This window comes from Cyanobium gracile UHCC 0139 (assembly GCF_034931325.1).
In the GTDB taxonomy this organism is placed as follows: domain Bacteria; phylum Cyanobacteriota; class Cyanobacteriia; order PCC-6307; family Cyanobiaceae; genus Cyanobium; species Cyanobium gracile_B.
Window position 1 is genome coordinate 267883 of record NZ_JAYGHX010000002.1, and the last position, 17809, is coordinate 285691.

General features: G+C 70.4%; 21 protein-coding genes and 1 tRNA gene. 9 read left to right on the top strand and 13 right to left on the bottom strand.

From position 1 onward, the window contains the following. Positions 1 to 126: 126 nt before the first annotated feature. Genes ilvD through upp form a run of 3 tightly spaced genes read right to left on the bottom strand, consistent with a single transcriptional unit; the run spans position 127 to position 2846 of the window. Positions 127 to 1803 (bottom strand): dihydroxy-acid dehydratase, encoded by a 1677-nt coding sequence (ilvD, locus tag VB738_RS04635; protein ID WP_323304639.1) that lies wholly within the window; start codon positions 1801 to 1803, stop codon positions 127 to 129. Between the two features lie 48 nt (positions 1804 to 1851). Further along, on the bottom strand, positions 1852 to 2139 hold the full coding sequence (locus tag VB738_RS04640) for a hypothetical protein (protein ID WP_323304640.1): 288 nt from the start codon (positions 2137 to 2139) through the stop codon (positions 1852 to 1854). A gap of 41 nt (positions 2140 to 2180) precedes the next feature. Then, entirely contained in the window at positions 2181 to 2846 is a 666-nt protein-coding gene (upp, locus tag VB738_RS04645; protein ID WP_323304641.1) for a uracil phosphoribosyltransferase, read from the bottom strand. Positions 2847 to 2894: 48 nt separating this feature from the next. On the opposite strand from upp, the gene VB738_RS04650 reads away from it, so the two are divergent. Both VB738_RS04650 and cobW read left to right on the top strand, forming a co-directional pair. Next, positions 2895 to 3455, top strand: a complete 561-nt coding sequence (locus tag VB738_RS04650; protein WP_323304642.1) for a pentapeptide repeat-containing protein — start codon at positions 2895 to 2897, stop codon at positions 3453 to 3455. A 52-nt stretch (positions 3456 to 3507) separates the two neighbouring features. Further along, complete coding sequence (cobW, locus tag VB738_RS04655; protein ID WP_323304643.1) at positions 3508 to 4590, top strand: cobalamin biosynthesis protein CobW; 1083 nt, start codon at positions 3508 to 3510, stop codon at positions 4588 to 4590. A 34-nt stretch (positions 4591 to 4624) separates the two neighbouring features. On the opposite strand, the gene VB738_RS04660 is transcribed toward cobW, so the two are convergent. Then, positions 4625 to 4924, bottom strand: coding sequence for a hypothetical protein (locus VB738_RS04660; protein ID WP_323304644.1), 300 nt, complete (start codon positions 4922 to 4924; stop codon positions 4625 to 4627). A gap of 157 nt (positions 4925 to 5081) precedes the next feature. Here VB738_RS04660 and purS point away from each other — a divergent pair, with 157 nt between their 5' ends. Both purS and purQ read left to right on the top strand, forming a co-directional pair. Further along, complete coding sequence (purS, locus tag VB738_RS04665) at positions 5082 to 5339, top strand: phosphoribosylformylglycinamidine synthase subunit PurS (RefSeq protein WP_094584545.1); 258 nt, start codon at positions 5082 to 5084, stop codon at positions 5337 to 5339. Between the two features lie 13 nt (positions 5340 to 5352). Further along, positions 5353 to 6006: a phosphoribosylformylglycinamidine synthase subunit PurQ gene (gene purQ, locus VB738_RS04670; protein ID WP_323304645.1), complete on the top strand. Its 654-nt coding sequence runs from the start codon at positions 5353 to 5355 to the stop codon at positions 6004 to 6006. A gap of 22 nt (positions 6007 to 6028) precedes the next feature. Here the strand turns inward: purQ and VB738_RS04675 are convergent, their stop codons facing one another. Next, positions 6029 to 6610 carry a peroxiredoxin gene (locus VB738_RS04675; protein WP_323304646.1) on the bottom strand — a complete coding sequence of 194 codons (582 nt, stop codon included), beginning with the start codon at positions 6608 to 6610 and terminating at the stop codon, positions 6029 to 6031. Between the two features lie 91 nt (positions 6611 to 6701). Here VB738_RS04675 and VB738_RS04680 point away from each other — a divergent pair, with 91 nt between their 5' ends. Beyond that, positions 6702 to 7055 carry a hypothetical protein gene (locus VB738_RS04680; protein WP_323304647.1) on the top strand — a complete coding sequence of 118 codons (354 nt, stop codon included), beginning with the start codon at positions 6702 to 6704 and terminating at the stop codon, positions 7053 to 7055. A 138-nt stretch (positions 7056 to 7193) separates the two neighbouring features. On the opposite strand, the gene VB738_RS04685 is transcribed toward VB738_RS04680, so the two are convergent. The 6 genes from VB738_RS04685 to psb32 form a co-directional block, all read right to left on the bottom strand. Beyond that, positions 7194 to 7267 (bottom strand) — tRNA-Met (locus VB738_RS04685). 45 nt (positions 7268 to 7312) lie between these two features. After that, positions 7313 to 8335 (bottom strand): M23 family metallopeptidase, encoded by a 1023-nt coding sequence (locus tag VB738_RS04690; protein WP_416233150.1) that lies wholly within the window; start codon positions 8333 to 8335, stop codon positions 7313 to 7315. 139 nt (positions 8336 to 8474) lie between these two features. After that, entirely contained in the window at positions 8475 to 8966 is a 492-nt protein-coding gene (locus VB738_RS04695; protein WP_323304649.1) for a tRNA (cytidine(34)-2'-O)-methyltransferase, read from the bottom strand. Between the two features lie 13 nt (positions 8967 to 8979). Next, positions 8980 to 9558, bottom strand: a complete 579-nt coding sequence (locus tag VB738_RS04700; RefSeq protein WP_323304650.1) for a bifunctional adenosylcobinamide kinase/adenosylcobinamide-phosphate guanylyltransferase — start codon at positions 9556 to 9558, stop codon at positions 8980 to 8982. Position 9559: 1 nt separating this feature from the next. Continuing rightward, a complete protein-coding gene (gene pxcA / locus VB738_RS04705; RefSeq protein WP_323304651.1) occupies positions 9560 to 10705 on the bottom strand; it encodes a proton extrusion protein PcxA in 1146 nt (381 codons plus the stop codon). Between the two features lie 22 nt (positions 10706 to 10727). Continuing rightward, a complete protein-coding gene (gene psb32, locus VB738_RS04710) occupies positions 10728 to 11453 on the bottom strand; it encodes a photosystem II repair protein Psb32 (RefSeq protein ID WP_323304903.1) in 726 nt (241 codons plus the stop codon). A gap of 121 nt (positions 11454 to 11574) precedes the next feature. Here psb32 and VB738_RS04715 point away from each other — a divergent pair, with 121 nt between their 5' ends. Next, positions 11575 to 12252: a cofactor assembly of complex C subunit B gene (locus tag VB738_RS04715; RefSeq protein WP_323304652.1), complete on the top strand. Its 678-nt coding sequence runs from the start codon at positions 11575 to 11577 to the stop codon at positions 12250 to 12252. Here the strand turns inward: VB738_RS04715 and lptC are convergent. Together lptC and VB738_RS04725 are read right to left on the bottom strand one after the other, a co-directional pair. Further along, complete coding sequence (lptC, locus tag VB738_RS04720) at positions 12170 to 13303, bottom strand: LPS export ABC transporter periplasmic protein LptC (RefSeq protein ID WP_323304653.1); 1134 nt, start codon at positions 13301 to 13303, stop codon at positions 12170 to 12172. The two genes, VB738_RS04715 and lptC, sit on opposite strands and share 83 nt — an antisense overlap. Continuing rightward, entirely contained in the window at positions 13300 to 14850 is a 1551-nt protein-coding gene (locus VB738_RS04725) for a methionine--tRNA ligase (protein ID WP_323304654.1), read from the bottom strand. Before VB738_RS04725 ends, lptC begins: the two co-directional genes overlap by 4 nt. Before the next feature lie 149 nt (positions 14851 to 14999). On the opposite strand from VB738_RS04725, the gene VB738_RS04730 reads away from it, so the two are divergent. The 3 genes from VB738_RS04730 to VB738_RS04740 are packed head-to-tail and all read left to right on the top strand — an operon-like array spanning position 15000 to position 17798. Then, positions 15000 to 16859 carry an FAD-dependent oxidoreductase gene (locus VB738_RS04730; RefSeq protein ID WP_323304655.1) on the top strand — a complete coding sequence of 620 codons (1860 nt, stop codon included), beginning with the start codon at positions 15000 to 15002 and terminating at the stop codon, positions 16857 to 16859. After that, a complete protein-coding gene (locus VB738_RS04735; protein WP_323304656.1) occupies positions 16856 to 17446 on the top strand; it encodes a hypothetical protein in 591 nt (196 codons plus the stop codon). The genes VB738_RS04730 and VB738_RS04735 overlap by 4 nt, the downstream gene beginning before the upstream one ends. Positions 17447 to 17483: 37 nt before the next feature. Continuing rightward, complete coding sequence (locus VB738_RS04740) at positions 17484 to 17798, top strand: hypothetical protein (protein ID WP_323304657.1); 315 nt, start codon at positions 17484 to 17486, stop codon at positions 17796 to 17798. Positions 17799 to 17809: the final 11 nt, after the last annotated feature.

Below are 17809 nucleotides of genomic sequence, written 5' to 3' on the forward strand. Positions count from 1 at the left end.
AGATGCCAGTGCTGGCAAGCGATTCACCCTGCTGCGGTCAGCAGCAGGGCGCCTGCGCCATCAGTGCAGCCCTGCATCGCCCTGCGCAAACTGCACGTTTCTGAAATCGGGATGAAGGCCTGGGCCTCAGTCCGGGGGAAGGTCGGTCACGGCCCCCAGGCTGCTGCTGCTCACCAGCCTGGCGTACTTGCCGAGCACCCCGGTGCGGTAGCGGGGGGCGGGCTTACTCCAGGCGCTGCGGCGCCGGGCCAGCTCCTCCGCGTCCACGTTGAGCTGGAGCAGCCGCTGCTTCGCATCCACCGTGATGCTGTCGCCCTCCTGCACCAGGCCGATGGTGCCGCCCACGGCGGCTTCCGGGGCCACGTGGCCCACCACCATCCCGTAGGTGCCGCCCGAGAAGCGGCCATCCGTGATCAGGGCCACCGAATCCCCCAGCCCCTCGCCGATGATCGCCGCGGTGGGGGCCAGCATCTCGCGCATGCCGGGGCCACCCACCGGACCCTCGTAGCGGATCACCACCACATCGCCGGCACTGATGCGCTTGGCGAGGATGGCGGCCAGGGCGTCCTCCTCACTCTCGAACACCCGCGCCGGGCCGGTGATCACCGGGTTCTTCACCCCGCTGATCTTGGCCACGCTGCCCTCCTCGGCCAGGTTGCCCCGCAGGATCGCCAGGTGGCCCTGGGCGTAGAGGGGGTTGGAGAGCGGCCGGATCACGTCCTGGCCGGCCGGCGGTTCGGAGGGCACCTCGGCGAGCACCTCCGCCAGGGTGCGCCCCTCGATCGTGCGGCAGTCGCCGTGCAGGAGGCCGCCGTCGAGCAGCAGCTTCATCACCTGGGGGATGCCGCCGGCCCGGTGCAGGTCAACGGTCACGTAGCGGCCGCTGGGTTTGAGGTCACAGATCACGGGCACCTTCTGGCGGATCGTCTCGAAGTCGTCGATCGTCAGCGGCACGCCGGCGGTGCGGGCGATCGCCAGCAGGTGCAGCACCGAGTTGGTGGAGCCGCCCACCGCCATGATCACGGCGATGGCGTTCTCGAAGGCCTCCCGGGTGAGCAGGTCGCGGGGGCGGATGCCGGCGCCGATCGCCTGCACCAGCACCTCGGCCGAGCGGGCGGCGCTCTCGGCCTTCTCCGGGTCCTCCGCCGCCATCGTGGAGCTGTAGGGCAGGCTCAGGCCGAAGGCTTCGAAGGCTGAACTCATCGTGTTGGCGGTGAACATGCCCCCGCAGCTGCCGGCGCCGGGGCAGGCGTTCTTCTCGATCGCCAGCAGCTCCGCCTCATCGATGCGGCCGCCGGAAAGCTGACCCACCGCTTCGAAGGCACTCACCACGGTGAGATCACAGGGGCCCAGCTTCCCGGGCTTGATCGTGCCGCCATAGACGAAGATCGCCGGAATGTTCATGCGGGCCATGGCGAGCATGGCTCCGGGCATGTTCTTGTCGCAGCCGCCGATGGCCAGCAGGCCATCCATGCTCTGGGCGTTGCAGGCGGTTTCGATCGAATCGGCGATCACCTCGCGTGACACCAGGGAGTACTTCATGCCCTCGGTGCCCATCGAGATCCCGTCGCTGACGGTGATGGTGCCGAACATCTGCGGCATGGCTCCGGCCCCATGGGCCGCCTGCTCGGCCCGCCGGGCCAGATCGTTGAGGCCGATGTTGCAGGGCGTGATCGTGCTGTAGCCGTTGGCGATGCCGATGATCGGCTTGCCGAAGTCCCCGTCGCCGAAACCGACGGCCCGCAGCATGGCCCGGTTGGGGGAGCGTTGGAGGCCCTTGGTGATGGCGTCGGAGCGCAGCATGGCCGGGGAGGAACGGGTCAGCAGCAACTTACCGAGGGGCCTGCGCCCTCAGGGCTGGGGCTGCAGCTGCTCGAGCTGGCGGCGTACCTCGTCGATCGCCTGGTTGAGCTTCTGGACACGGTCGTGGAGCTGGTCGCTGCTCACCGGCGGTTCTACGAACCCTTCGGCGAGGCGGGAGACGCGCAGCAGGCGCGTCTGGCGCAGGGAAAGTCGGTGCCGCTCGGCCCGACGCAGAAGCCAGACGGCCAGTCCGGCGGCCCCCATGACCGCCCCGGCGGCCCCGGCAACCAGGACCAGACTGCCGCTGGCGGACGATTGCTGCCTGGAATCAGCCATGAACCTGCAGGTAAGGGGGGTCTGGATCTGAGGGGACCAGCCTAGGCAGTGGCGGCGGCGATTCCATACAGACGCTCGCTCACCTCGCCGAATCCCGGAACGATGCGATGCCGGCCGTCCACCTCGGGGTCGATGCCGGCGCAGTAGATGGTGAGCTGGCTGTGGTGTTCGCCGACGACCTTCAGTCCGGGGCTCGCCGCCAGGGTGGTGATCACCCGCAGCCGCTGCCCCTCCACCCCGAGGCCCGCCAGGCGGTCAAGCAGGGCCAGCAGCACCGAACCGCTGGCGAGGCCTGGCAGGAACACGAGCACGCCGCTGCGGGGGTCGATGCTGGTCGGCAGGTCGTCGAGGAACCAGTGGGGCTTGTGATCCGGCCCGCAGGGCTCGAGGCCCACATGGGCCAGCTGGGCCGACGGCAGCACCGACTGCGCCCCCTGCCACAGCCCCAGACCGCCCCGCAGCACCGGGATCACCAGCAGGGGCACCTCAGGATCGACCACCTGGCCGTCGCACTGGCCCAGGGGCGTGATGACCGACACCGGGCGATGGGGCAGCCAGTCGCGCAGCGCCTCATAGGTCAGCCAGCGGCCCAGTTCCGCCATGGCGGTGGCGAACAGGGGCGAGGGGGTGGACCCGTCGCGCAGCAGGGTGAGCCAGTGGCCGATCAGGGGATGGGGGGGGACCACCACCCGCAAGGACATGCTCATGACGGGCTGCGTCTGCCATAGCTTGAACCGGCAGCGTACCGGTGTGGCATGGTCCCCAGCTCCCCAACCTTCCCTGAGAATCGCCGCAAGGCCATGGCCATGCTGGCCGGTGTGCTGGGGTGCGTCCTGGGGGCCGTGCTGGGCCCGTTGCTGATGTGGAGCGTGCTGCCGGTGGCCCCGGCCCAGGCGATCACCGCCCCCGAGCTGCGTGCCCAGCGTTCCTTCCAGGACCTCGACCCCGACCTGCGGGGCCGCAACCTGCAGCAGCAGGAGTTTCTCAAGGCCTCCATGGAGGGCTTCGACCTGCGGGACGCCGACCTGCGCGGAGCCGTGTTCAACTCCACCGACCTGCGCCAGGCCGACCTTCGCGGCGCCGACCTGGAGGACGTGGTGGCCTTCGCCACCCGCTTCGACGGGGCTGACCTGCGCGGCGCCCAGTTTCGCAACGCCATGCTGATGCAGAGCCGCTTCCGGGATGCCCGCATCGATGGGGCCGACTTCAGCGACGCGGTGCTCGATCTGCCGGAGCAGAAGGCCCTCTGCGCCCGTGCCGCCGGCAGCCATCCCCTCACCGGCGTCGACACGCGGGAGAGCCTCGGCTGCCGCTGACGCCCGCTGGCGGCACCTCCTCTAGGTTGCGATTCCCTTCGCGCCAGCCCCGATGATCGCCACCAGCACCCGACGGTTGCCGGTCACGGTGGTGACCGGTTTTCTGGGGGCCGGAAAGACCACCCTGCTGCGCCACCTGCTGCTGGAAAGCGGACTGCGGCTGGCTGTCCTGGTCAACGAGTTCGGCGAGGTGGGCATCGACGGTGATCTGATCGCCTCCTGCGGCTTCTGCCCCGAGGACGAGCTGGGCGACCGGCTGGTGGAGCTGGCCAACGGCTGCCTCTGCTGCACCGTGCAGGATGAGTTCCTGCCCACCATGCAGCGCCTGCTGGAGCGGGCCGACCGGCTCGACGGCATCGTGGTGGAAACCAGTGGCCTGGCCCTGCCCGAGCCCCTGGTGGCCGCCTTCGGCTGGCCGGAGATCCGCAGCCGCACCCGCGTGCACGGGGTGGTCACGGTGGTGGATGGGGAGGCGATGGCCGCCGGCCATGTGGTCGGGGATGCCGAGGCGGTGGAGGCCCAGCGCTGCGCCGATCCCAGCCTCGACCACATCAGCGCCATCGAGGATCTGTTCGCCGACCAGCTCGGTGCCGCCGACCTGGTGCTGGTGAGCCGGGCCGACCGGCTGGAGCCGGAGGCCCTGGCCCGGGTGACCGCGGCGCTGCGCGCCGACCTGCGCCCCGGCACCGTGGTGCTGCCCATGGCCCGGGGCCGCCTCGATCCCGCCCTGGTGCTGGACGGGCCCGGCCGGGACCCGGACCACGACCACGATCACCACCATGACCACGACGACCACGATCACGACCACCACGACCATGCCCACGTGGCGATGGAGTCGATCGTCGTGCGCCGCGCCGGCCAGTGGGGGCGACCCGCCCTGGAGGCCCAGCTGCAGCGTCTGCTGATCGACCATCCCGTCGTGCGGCTCAAGGGGCGGCTGCGCCAGGGCGGCAAACGCCTGCCGCTGCAGATCCAAGGGGTTGGCCGTCGCCTCGACTGCTGGTACGAGGAGCGCTCGGGCCCTTCCCCTGCCGCCGACGGCGGCGAGGGCGATGGCCCCGACGGCCTGGAACTGGTGGTGCTGGCCACTGCCGGCGCCGCCGGCCCCCTGCGCGACGCCCTCGATCGCCTCTGAGACGGCAAGGGCAGCAACCGGGCGCGGGCCCGCGTCAGTCGAGGGGGATGTCGCCCCTGGCGCAGATCCCATCCCAGCAGAGATCCGTGTTCTCCACCCAGCGGCTGTTCACCGGTTGCCAGCCGCCCGAGGGTTTGAGCATCGTCACCCGGCCCCGGCCGTCGTGGCGGAACTCGATCCGCTGGCCTCCCACCACCAGGAACCAGTGGATGCCGAGCTCCTCGACCTGCATCTGGCAGTCCTGCCACGGACCATCCGCGACGCGGCACTGCAGGGCCACCAGACCGGGCAGGGAATGGGCCTGCAGGGCCGTGCAGGCCACAGCCAGGCCCATCAGCCAGGCCAGCCATCCGGGCCCGGGCGGATCTGGCAGAAACCTTCTCAGGGAGGGCACCACGGCCAGCGGTGCGGAGCGTCAACTCCAGGCTGGTGGTGCGCCGGGGGGGGTGGTGGGGCGTGCTGCCAAGATTTAACAAACGTCCGTGCCCCCGGTGCCGCTCTTCAACGCCCGCGTCCAGGTTTCCCTGCGCCCCTCCGTGCTGGACCCCGCCGGGGAGGCCACCCGGGCCGCCGCCGCCCGGCTCGGGGTGGAGGGGGTGAAGCGGCTGCGGATCGGCAAGGCGATCGAGCTCGATCTGGAGGCGCCGGACCGGGCCACCGCCCAGGCCCGGCTCGAACTGCTCAGCGACCGTCTGCTCGCCAATCCGGTGATCGAGGACTGGTCGCTGGATCTGGCTGAAGCGGGTTGAGGGGGGCGGACCGATGACCGTCGGCATCGTTGTGTTTCCCGGCTCCAACTGCGACCGGGACGTGGCCTGGGCCCTGGAGGGCTGCCTGGGCATCCCCGTGCGCTTCCTCTGGCATGAGGAACGCGACCTTTCCGGTCTCGAGGCCGTTGTGCTGCCGGGGGGGTTCAGCTATGGGGATTACCTGCGCTGCGGCGCCATCGCCCGATTCGCCCCGGTGCTGGAGGAGGTGGGCAGTTTCGCGGAGCGCGGCGGGCCGGTGCTCGGCATCTGCAACGGCTTCCAGGTGCTCACGGAGATGGGCCTGCTCCCCGGAGCCCTCACCCGCAACCGGGATCTGCACTTCCTCTGCCAGAGCAGCCCGCTGGAGGTGCAGCCAGGGGCCTGTCGCTGGCTCGGCGCCTACGGCGCCGGCGAGCGGATCAGCCTGCCGATCGCCCATGGGGAAGGTCGCTATCAGGTGGAGCCGGAGCAGCTGGAGCGCCTCGAGGATCAGGGCTGTGTGGTGCTGCGCTACATCGCCAACCCGAATGGATCGCGGGGGGACGTGGCCGGCCTGAGCAACCCCGCGGGCAATGTGCTCGGCCTGATGCCCCATCCTGAGCGGGCCTGTGATCCGGTCACCGGCGGCCTCGACGGTCGCCGCCTGCTGCAATCGCTGCTGGGCTGAGACGTCACTCCTGCCCGGCGACTTAGGTGCGGCTGCCGTGGGGATCGGGGGCCAGGGTGCGGCCCCCGGGCGTCCAGTCGGCAGGGCACATCTGGCCTGGCTGGTGACGCACGAGCTGGAACGCCTGCAGCACCCTCAGGGTTTCGTCCACACTGCGGCCGACGGCCACGTCGTTGACGGTGCTGTGGCGGATGACGCCGTCGGGATCGATCAGGAACAGGCCCCGCAGGGCCGTGCCGGCCTCCTCGTCGAGCACGTGGTAGGCCCGGGCGATCTCCTTGTTGAGATCCGAGACCAGGGGATAGGCCACATCCCCGAGCCCACCGCTTTTGCGTTCGGTCTGCACCCAGGCCAGATGGCTGTAGGGACTGTCAACGGACACGGCCAGGATGGCGGCGTCCAGGCGGGCGAAATCCCCATGGCGATCACTGAAGGCCGTGATCTCCGTGGGACAGACGAAGGTGAAATTGAGGGGATAGAAGAACAGCACCACATCCCTGCCCCGATAGTCGCGCAGCGACAGTTCCCGGAACTCCTGATCCACCACCGCGGTGGCGCGAAAGTCGGGGGCCTCGAGGCCCACGAGCCTGCCGCTGCTGGTCATGGTGTGCACCGTCTCGGGAGGGGACTGGCACCCATGCTGCCCTGAAGGAGCCTGGCTCTACGATGCATTCCTAAGAAGCGAGGCCTCTGCCATGGGTTGGGATCCGACCGTCCTGCGCAAATACAACACCACCGGTCACTTTCGCCTCATCAATCAGCTGCGTTCCGAGCTCAAGGGCAATCCCCTGATCCGTCCCAAGGATGGGGAAACCGTGGGCGCCGCCAACCGCAGCAAAAGCCTCACCCGCGCGCTCCAGAACCGTTCCCAGTCAGGGGGTTACGGCCGCAGCCGCCGTTCGGTGCAGGCCTCCCAACCCGTCGTCGTCGCGCCCCCCGCGCTGCCGGTGATCGCACCGCTGCCGGCCCGGGTCGAGAGTGTGGAAAGCCAGGAGGCGGCCAATGCGCGCAGCTTCCGTGAACGGCTCAACGCCATCGAGATGCGCTGAGTCAACGCCTTCACCGTTCCATCAGTGCTGTATCTGCATGGATACAGCGGCGGATCAGCCTCGACAACTGACTCTGTTTCGGAGTGGAATCTGACCCACCCTGGAAATCAGGGATCAGAGAACAATGACCCAGAACAATGGCTCGGGGGAGACTTGAACTCCCGACCTTGGGGTTATGAATCCCACGCTCTAACCAGCTGAGCTACCGAGCCAATCTCCAGGACTTTAGACGATGGCCGGCGCGGCCCCCGGCCGGATCAGGCCCGGGGGGGGAGCATCTGCAGGGGGTTGACCGCACCGCGGCCGGGGGGATGGATCTCGAAGTGAAGGTGGGGACCGGTGCTGCGGCCGGTGCTGCCCATCTGGCTGATCACCTGACCCTGGGTCACCGTTTCGCCTCTGGCCACCAGCAGACGGCTGTTGTGGGCATAGAGGCTGCGGCTGCCGTCGGGATGGGCGATTTCGACCAGGAAGCCGTAGCCGCCGTCATGCCAGCCGGCGAAGACGACTTGGCCCTCCCTGGCCGCCATGATCGGTGTGCCGACGTTGTTGGCCACATCAATGCCCTTGTGCATCCGGCCCCAGCGCCAGCCGAAACCGGAGGTGAACACCCCGCGGGTGGGCCAGATCCATGTGGTGGAAGGCGCCGTGGTTCCACCATCGAACGGCGGCTGGGGGTCGCCGAACTCGGGGAGCTCAGGCCAGCTGATGCCGCCGCTGACGGAGGGCTTGAGGCCGAGCAGCATCCGGGAACGACCCGGGGCCGACTGGGCCAGCCGCACCTGACTGCCCACCACGAGGCGGGCGGTTTCCAGGCCCGGATTGAGGCGGATCAGTTCGGCCACGCTCAGGCCGTAGCGCTGGGCCAGCTTCAGCACCGTGTCGCCGAAGCGGACGACGCCATCGCGTTCGACAGGCGGAGGAGTGGAGACAGGGGGGCTCTGGCGTTGGACGGAGACGTCGAGGGAGGCGATGCGACCGAGGCGTTCCTTGCCCCGGGACGGCACAACCAGCCAGTCGCCGTTGCCGAAGCGGTGGTCTTCATCGACGTCGTTGAGGCGGGCCAGACGGCTCTCATCGAGATCGAGGGCGGTGGAGAGCTCCTCGATGGACACCGGACGGCGGACCTTGACCCAGACCCGGTCGGTGGCGGAGGGAAGGGAGGCCAGCAGGGTCTCGGTGGAGACGGTGCTGGGGGAATCGTCAGCGAGAACGGCCACGAGCGGCACGACGGCCGGTGTGGAGAGCAGAAAGGGAAGAATCAAGCGGAAAGGCTTCATGCATTTCACATCCAGCGGACAAAACCCAACAGAGAAGCCAACATCTGCGGGTCCGGCAGAGAGTAGCGCCATGAACCACAGGCAGCAAGGTTCCTCAGGCACAACTCGGTCGGGACATCGGGACCGTCCCGTTCGGGTCTCAGGTGTCGCTCCCTGCGGATGGCCCGATCTGGCGCAGGGCCTCGAACAGCACGATGCCAACGGACACCGAGAGATTGAGGCTGCGAACGCCCCCCTGCCCCTCCCGGGCCCGGCAGGCCATCGGGATGGTGAGCCGGGCTTCGGCCGTCCCCTGCAGGGCGTTCGGTAATCCGTCCGTCTCCCGTCCGAACAGCAGCCAGTCGTCGGGATGGAAGCGGAAGTCGGTGTAGGGCGCCTCCGCCTGGCTGCTGAGGGCCACCAGGCGGCCCCCCCTTCGCCGCCGCTCCGCCTGGAAGTGCTCCAGGTCGCCGTGCCGGTGCAGCAACACCCAGGGCCAGTAATCCAGGCCGGCCCGGCGCAGATGGCGATCGCTGATCGAGAAACCCAGCGGTTCAATCAGATGCAGTTCACAGCCGGTGGCGGCGCAGGTGCGGGCCACGTTGCCCGTGTTGGGCGGGATCTGGGGCTGGTAGAGCACGACCCGGGGCATGCGGAGGCGATCCTCAGGGACCGGGGGGCACGGGCTGGCTCAGGGCCAGCAGATCGATGGCACGCCCCTGCAGGACCAGCCAGACGGCTTCGCTGTGGACCTGGAGGGTCTGCTGCATGGCCCCGAGCCGGTCGCGGAAGCGGGATCCAGCCGCCGTGGCCGGCACCACGCCCCAGCCTGTCTCCTCGCAGACCACCACCAGTGGTGCCCGGCAGGCGCCGATGGAGCTGAGCAGATCGTCGCAGTGGAGCCTCCAGTCCGGCGGCTCCAGCTCCAGGTGGGCGGCCACCCAGGTCCCGAGCGAATCCACCAGCCCCAGCTCGCCGGCCTGCAGATGGCGCAGCTCAGCTGCCAGCGCACCGCCCACCTCGCGGCAACCCCACGCCGGCGGGCGCCGAAGGCGGTGGCGACGCAGCCGCTCCTGCCAGGCCTCGTCGTCGGGCAGGGAGGGCCCGGTGGCCAGGTAGATCACCGCCAGGCCGCTGGCGCCGGCCAGGTGTTCAGCCCAGCGGCTCTTGCCACCCCGCGAGGGTCCGCTGACCAGAGTGAGCCTGGGCTGGCGCTGCACCCCGGGCGGGGGCTCAGCCGCCACCTCAGCCGCCACCGTTCATGTTGCGCAGGGTGGCCACCGAGGACGGCGAGACCCGGTTGAGGTAACGGAAGATCCAGTACTTGAAGATCGTGGCCAGCACCACCGGGAAGGTGGCGATGAACAGCATCACGAAATTCTCCCGCGCCGGCAATCCGAGATGGTCGGCGACACCGTCGAGCAACACCGTCCAGCCCTCTGGACTATGGAATCCCACGAAGATATCGGTGAACAGGATGATGGCGAAAGCCTTGGCACTGTCGCTCAATCCATACACCATTTCATCGATGAAGCCCCGCAGCACCTGGATGTCCCGCCGGCCAAGGATGGCGACCACCACGAAGCCGATGAAGCCGCAGACATCGGCCAGCACGTTCTTGATGGCGTGGGTGCTCTCCTGGTCCGCCTCCTCCTTGAGCACCTGGGCCCGCTTGGCCAGCTCCGTCTGGAGCTCCTCGCGGCTCGGCAGGGCCTTGCCCGCCAGCAGGGCGTCAAACTCGATCTCCGCCTGGTAGACGCGAAGCTTCTCGACGGCTCGCTCCTCCAGGTGGGGTTTCGGATAGGTGAGGAAGGCGTTGTCGGGGGCGAAGCGATCCACCAGGGGGGACACCACATACGTGCGGCTCACCTGCTGCACCAGCACCGGCACCAGCACCAGCAGCAGCAGGATCCGCAGGGAGACCAGGGTGGAATCGCGGCGGCGGCGGAAGCCAGCCACCACGCTCGCCTCCGCCTCCGGGTCAAGCTGCCGCCGCACCTGGTCGACCACGCTCACCAGGCTGCGGGGCAGCATCTCAGGGGTGCGGCTCAGGGCCGGCAGCTCCTCACGGGCCACGGCGTAGCGGGCGGTGACGGTGTCGATCAGCTGGTACTGGCGCAGTTCCTGGCCGGAGAGTTCCTGCCGGTAGGGGGCCAGCACGTCCCTGGACTGGCGGCAGACCTGCAGGGCCGCCCGGAACCGGCGCAGGACCTGGGCCTGCATGGCCCGCGGGATGCTCAGTTCCAGCTCGGGACGCACCGGACGGTCGTTGTAGTGCTCCATCTCGATGCTCTGGATGAGCAGGGCCGCTTCATAGCCGCGCTCGAGATCGGAACTCAGGTCGAGGGAGCGGGCCCGCCCGAAGGTACCCATCCAGTTCGTCAGTCCCATGGGGAGGCGGGTCGCGGGGGAATCAGCGGGAGAAGACCCACCAGGTGAGCATCGGAACCACCGTTCCCACCACCAGCAGGACGGTCACCCAGGTGAAGGCGTTGCTGCTGGAGGTCTCCTCCCGGGTGGGGATGTTGCTGACGACGGCGGCAGCCTCCTCGACGACGGGTTCGCCGGGGTCCTCGCCACCCTGCAGGACGGCGGCGAGGCGCTGCAGGGCATCGACGCCCGCCTGGCGGTAGCGGTCTCCGCTTCGCAGTGGCTGGGCCATCGTCGTGGCGGCGGTGCTCTCGAGCAGCTCATCGGGGAGCTGGCGATCGAGGGGAGGCTGGGCGGCGATCGCCGTGGAGCGGGTCTGGGTGTCGATCAGGAGCAGCAACAGGGGATCGGGACTGCTGCCGGCGGGGGGATCGGCCGACCAGCGCTCCACCAGCTGCCCGGCCAGGGTGGAGAGGTCGAGGCCATAGTCGAGCCGGCTGAGGGTGATCAGGCGGGCATCGACCCGTTCGGCGCCGAAGGCCTGCAGCTGGCGCTCGATCTCGGCCTTGCCTGCCCGGCTGAGCACGTCGGCGCCGTCGAGCACATGCTCGGCCGGTGGGCGGGCGGGCAAGTCCGCCGCCGACAGGGCCAGGGCGGCCGCGACCGGAGCCGCCAGCACCAGGCCGAAGGCCAGCACCAGGGAGAGCAGGGACCGGAGCAGCCCGGAGCGGCCGCTCGGGCCGGGGGGCGCTGCCGTCACCGGAGGCATCACTGAAGCCAAGGCCATCGTGCAAGACGCCACCAGTCTGCCGTCGCGGCCCCGTTCCGGCATCCTGAAGGCAGCTTCGGCAATGCCCCGCCGCGCCACACACCGCCCCCCAACGATGACGATGTCCGCCCCCGCCCGCGTCGTCCTGGCCTGCGGCGCCACGGGTCTGGCCCTGGCCGTGCTCAACCAGATGACCGCCCCCAGCCTGGAACCGCCCCTGGAGCGGGCCTCGGTGCTGGCCAGCATCCTGGCGGTGCTGCTGCTGCTGGTGGCCCTGCTCTGGCAGCGGGTCGAGCCCGTGGCGCCGGAGAGGGTTCCGCTGGAGGGCAGGCAGGGGCTGCGTCTGGCGCCGGATCTGGAGGCGTCCCTGGCCGAGGAGCTGGGCTGGGGCAGCACCATGCTGCTGACGGCGACCCCGGCGGCCGTGGTGCTGCTCCACTGGCGTGGGCACACCCTGCTGGAGCGGGGGGTGCTGGGCAGCGGCGACTTCCTCCCCGGGGCGATCTGCCGGCGCAGCATGGCCAACGGCAAGGCCATCTCCCTGGTGGATCTGAAGCTCTACCCGGGCCGGGACGAGTTCAGCAGCCTGCCCACCGGACTGCCGGCGGTCGTGGTGCAGCCCCTCGGCACCGAGGGGGTGCTGGTGCTGGGGGGCTGGTCACCCCGCTGCTTCACCCGCAGCGATCTGGTCTGGATCGAGGGCTGGGCACGCAGGCTTACAGGCGAATTGGCTCGGGTTTCGGGCGTGGCGCCACCGGCCGTGGCGGTGACGTCGACGGTGGCACCTGGAACTGGCTGAACACCCGGCCTCCCGGATTGGTGACCACCACGGCCCCCTTGTTCCCCAGCTGGCCCCGCAGCACACTGCCGCGGGTCAGCTGGCGGCTGGCGGGCCGCTGCAGCAGCACCGAGCCATCGGCGGTGACCGCCTGGGTCTGCCAGTTCCAGGAGCAGCTGCGGGCCTCGAGGGTGGCACCGTCCTGCTGGAGGAAGCAGCCCGAAGGGATCAGGACCAGATGCTGGGCGGCGTCCACCTGCAGGGCCTTGCCCCGGGCGCTGGCACCGCCGGCCACCGCCGGGTCGCTGAACAGCACCGGTGGCCCGAGGTTGAACAGCTGCGTCTGGGTGTTGCCGATCAGGGAGGTGGCGGTGAGGGTCTGGAGCGGGCGTGTGGCGGTCGAGCCCGGCGGCCGCCGTTCCCCCAGGACCGGACCGCGGGCGGTGAGGGCGCCGGTGCCGGGTTTCCAGAGCACCGAGGTCACCGTCACCAGGATCTGGGGGGCTCCGACGGGGTTGGCCCGGAAGGGATCGAACGCCTTGGCCCAGCGCTGCAGCTGGGGCTTGCCCTGCAGCTCCAGGGTGTCCTTGTCGAGGCGGAAGGTGGCCCGCTCGGCGGAGAGCCGGGTGTGGGGGTCGAAGCCCTCCGGATGGCGGTCGATCTCCATCAGGTTGCGGGAGGGAAGCCAGCGCACCCGGGAGCCCTGGATCATCACCGGCTCTTTTCCCAGTCGCTGCAGCCGGATCCTCCCCTCCAGCAGGATCACGGCCCCGTCATTGATCACGGTGCCTGTGGAGGCCTCCACCCGATAGGCCGGCTTGCCGTCGCTGTAGATCACCCCACGGGGCTGAAGGGCCCGGGCGACGCGGCGGCGCAGGTCATAGCGCGCCTCAGGGCTGGTCAGTTCCCAGTTGGGCCGCCCGAACACGTCCTGCTGGCGCAGATCCAGGGAACGGAACACGAAGGGGGTGGGTGCCGTCTCGCGGGCGACGTCGCCGCGGCCGCAGCCCGTGAGCAACAGCAGCAGCAGGGCGGACAGACGCCAGGGTCGCGCGGGGAGAGGAAGCGTCAAAGGGGGGAATCCAGTTCCAGTCGGTGCATCACCGGCGTCGGTTCGGGGAGGGCCAGGTCACTGGCCAGCTTCCCCCAGTGTCGGGCTGCCGTCCAGCCGCTGTCGGCCACCAAGGCCGGCTGGGCCAGCTGGTCGAGCATGCGCCCGGAGAGATCCGGCAGCAGGGGCGCCAGGAGCACCGCCACCCAGCGGCTGGTCTCCAGCACGGCGTACAGGTCTTCGGCAACCCCGGCGCGGCCCTCCTCGGCCTTGATCGCCTTCCAGGGGGCGCGATCGTTCAGGAAGCCGTTGGCAGCCTCCGCCAGCTCCAGGATCGCGGCCGCCGCCGTGCGGAAATCCAGCCCCTCGAGGGCCCCATCGACGGCCTCGGCGCAGGCCAGGCAACGCAGGGCCAGGGGATGGTCTGGGACGGCGGCGGCTCCGGCCGGTGGCACGGCCCCGTCGAACCAGCGCCGCGCCATCGAGGAGGTGCGGTTGAGCAGGTTGCCGATCGTGTTGGCCAGGTCGTTGTTGACCAGATCGCTGAAGCGCTGCTGCTGGAAATCGCCGTCATCGCCGAAGGGGATGTCCCGCAGCAGGTACCAGCGCACCGCGTCGGTGCCGCAGCGCTCCAGCAGGACGTCGGGATCGAGCACGTTGCCCAGGGATTTGCCCATCTTCTGGCCCTCCCGGGTGAGGAAGCCATGGCCGAAGACCTTCTCCGGCAGGGGCAGGCCGGCTGAGAGCAGCATGGCCGGCCAGTAGACGGCATGAAAGCGCAGGATGTCCTTGCCGATAACGTGCAGCTGGGCGGGCCAGCCGCGCGCCGCCAGCAGGGTCAGGTCGGCGGGATCGCTGGGCTCCAGCAGGGCCGAAAGGTAGCCCAGCAGGGCGTCGAACCAGACATAGAAGGTGTGGCCCTGGTAGCCGGGAACGGGGATGCCCCAGGGCAGATCAAGCCGGGAAATGGAGAAGTCCCGCAGGCCCCCGGCAACGAAGTTCTCCACCTCCCGGCGGCGGGAGCGGGGCGCAATGAAGCCGTCGTTGGCCACCAGTTGTTCGATCTGGCTTTGGTAGCGGGAGAGGCGGAAGAAGAGGTTCAGCTCGTCGCGCCATTCCAGGGGGCGCAGGTGAATCGGGCAATGGGGCTCGGTGGCCGCCGGCGATTCCTCCTTGAACTCCTCGCAGGCGACGCAGTACCAGCCCTGCTGGCGCCCTTCGACCACATCACCGCTGGCCTCGACCCGGGCAAAGAACTGCTCCACGATCGCCCGGTGGCGCGGGTCGGTGGTGCGGATGAAGCGGTCGTTGCTGATGCCCCAACGGCGCCACAGGTCGCGGTACTCACCGCTGATGGCATCGCAGTGAGCCTGGGGCGTGAGGCCGGCCGCCTCGGCCGAGCGCTGGATCTTTAGACCGTGCTCGTCGCAGCCGGTGATGAAGGTGACCTGCTCCCCCTGCAGCCGCCGGAAGCGGGCAATGCTGTCGCAGGCGAGAGTGGTGTAGGTGCTGCCCAGGTGGGCACGGTCGTTGACGTAATAGAGGGGAGTGGTGAGGGTATAGGTCATCGGCAGGCGACGTCGACCGGGTCCGCCGGCGGCAGGTAGGTGTCCCGTGACGGCCCCCTTGACGCCCGTGGGCCCAGGCCCGGGGCCCGGATCCTACCCATGGCCCCGGGATGGGATGCTGGCCCCCTGACCCCGGCCCCTTCTCCACGATGCGCACGGGCTTCGATCGCAGGGCCGACGTGCTCGTCTGGGGCGGTGGCAGCGGTGGCGTGGCCGCCGCGCTCCAGGCCGCCCGCTCCGGCGCCGACACCCTGCTGCTCACCCCCGGGCCCTGGCTCGGGGGCATGGTGAGCGCGGCCGGGGTCTGCGCCCCGGACGGCAACGAGCTGAGCCCCTGGCAGAGCGGCCTGTGGGGGGCCCTGCTGCGGGCCCTGCAAGGGATGGAGCCGGAGGGGCTGGATCAGAACTGGGTGAGCTGCTTCGGCTACCGCCCCGCCAGCGCCGAGCGGCTCCTGCGCCGCTGGGTGGCCGCCGAGGAACGGCTGGACTGGTGGTCCGGCGTAGGGCTTGAGGCGGTAGAGCGCGACGGCGACCGCATCGGCGCCGTGAGCGTGGAGCACAGGGGCGTCCTGCGACGCCTGCGGCCCACGGTGGTCATCGATGGCAGCGACCGGGGCGAGCTCTATCCCCTGGCTGCCGCCCCCTTCCGCTTCGGCTGGGAGGCCAGGGAGCTCTGGCAGGAACCCAGCGCCCCCACGGCCGAGCGCCTCGGGAACGATCCCTTCTTCCAGCAGCAGCCCATCCAGTCGCCCACCTGGGTGTGGCTGGGCCAGCTGGACGAGCGGGGGGGAACGGCGGCCCCCGAGGCTGAAGCCTGGCGCCGCAGCCCCCCCCAACTGCCGGAGCCCTTCGCGGCGGCGACTGAGGCCTTCGGCCTGGAGCGCACCCTCACCTACGGCCGCCTGCCCGGCGGCCTGGTGATGCTGAACTGGCCCCTGCAGGGCAACGACTGGCACCACGGCCTGGAGCGGGCCTTCGCCGAGCGGGTCGCCGGTGGGGCCGGGGATGCCGAAGCAGCCGAGCGGGAACTGCTGGCGGCGATGCGCGACCACAGCGAAGCGTTCGCCGCCGCCCTGCGCCAGGCCAGCGGCGGCTGGCTGGGGCCGGCGGCGGTGTTTCCCACGCCGGAGGAGGCCGGGGCCGGCCGGCTCAGGGGCTCCGGATCCCTGGCCCTGATGCCCTACTGGCGCGAGGGTCGCCGGCTGGTGGCCAGGGAGCTGGTGCTGGAGCAGCACCTGCTGCCCCAGGGGGAGGGCGCCTGCATCGCCCCGCTCCGCCGTGATGCCGATGGGGCCTTGAGCAGCATCGCCGTGGGCAACTACGCCAACGACCACCACTATCCCGGCGGCGACTGGCCCCTGGCCCCCAAGAGCTGCCGCTGGGGCGGCCGCTGGAGCGGCACCCCGTTCACCATCCCCTACGGGGCCCTGGTGAGTGAGGGGGTGAGCAACCTGCTGGCGGCCGACAAGGGCTTCGGGGTCAGCCACATGGCGAATGGGGCCACCCGGCTGCAGCCCCTGGTGCTCAACATCGGCCAGGCCGCCGGGCTGGCGGCGGCCCTGTGCGTGCAGGGGGGGCTGGAGCCGGCGGCCCTGCCGGTGCGCCGGCTGCAGGAGGCTCTGATCGCCGATCCGCTGGCTCCGGCTGCCGTGGTGCCGCTGTGGGACACCCCCTGGCACCACCCCCGCTGGCGCGAGCGCCAGCTTGAGGCTCTGGCGGAGCCGGAGCGACTGGATCGGCACGGCCATCTGGAGGCAGCGGAACTGGCAGCGCCGGCGGGCTGGGCGCCGCCCCCGGAACCGGGCGAGCGCCTCTGGCGCGGCGAACTGGTGCCCGATGGCCAGGGCGGCTACGTGCTCGACGGCGAGGCGGGGGCCTGGCCGCTGATCACCCTGGAACCCACCCTGCACCACTGGCTGCTGGGCCTGGATCGCCCCACCACGGCGGCCCTGATCGGCTGCCCCAACCCCTGGGGCCCCTGGCTGCGGGTGTCGCGGCTCGTGCCGTGAAGCTGCTGTTCAGCGGTGCCGCCATCGCCCTCACCTTCGCGGCTTTCCTCCCCTACATCGTCTCCATCCGTGCCGGTCGCACCCGGCCCCATGTGTTCTCCTGGCTGATCTGGGGGGTCACCACCCTGCTGGTGTTCCTGGCCACCTGGGCCGGCGGTGGCGGGGTCGGGGCCTGGCCCACCGGCGTGTCGGCCCTGATCACCTTCCACATCGCCTGGCTGGCCCATGGCCATGGCGCCGACCGGGCGATCACGACGAGCGACTGGCTGTTTCTGGCCGGTGCCGCCTCGGCCCTGCCGTTCTGGTTCTTCACCGCCGATCCCCTCGGGGCGGTGGTGGTGCTCACCCTGGTGGATCTGCTGGGATTCGGCCCCACCCTGCGGCGCGCCTATCGCCATCCCGAACAGGAACGGATCGGCTTCTTCGGCCTGTTCGTGCTGCGCAACCTGCTGGTGCTGCTCTCCCTGGAGCGGCTGACGTTGACCACGGCCCTGTTTCCGGCCGCGGTGGGCCTGGCCTGCGTGGGGGTGGTGGTGCTGCTGCTGTGGCGCCGGCGCCGCTTGCCGGGAACGGGCTGTGCGGGCTGAGTTCGGCCAGGATGCGCTTGGTCCCTGTCGATTCTCCATGGCCCCCCACCACCCTGCGACGACCTTCCGGCCCCTGTCCGCTCTGCTTGCCCTGGCTGGCTCAGCGGTGCTGCTGGCGGCGCTGCCTGGCCGGGCCCAGGGCCTCAACAACATGCGCGACCAGCTGATCATCCATTACTGCACCCTGGCGGTGAACGCCGACTTCACCAAGGCCGGCAAGCCGGTGCCGGCCGGCCTGGCCAAGGACACCTGCACCTGCGTGGCCGAGCAGGTGAACGCCCGGGCCTCCATCGCCCAGGCCGAAACCATCTGCAAGCAGCAGGCGATGGACAGGTTCAACCTCAGCCCCTGAGCCCGCCAGGG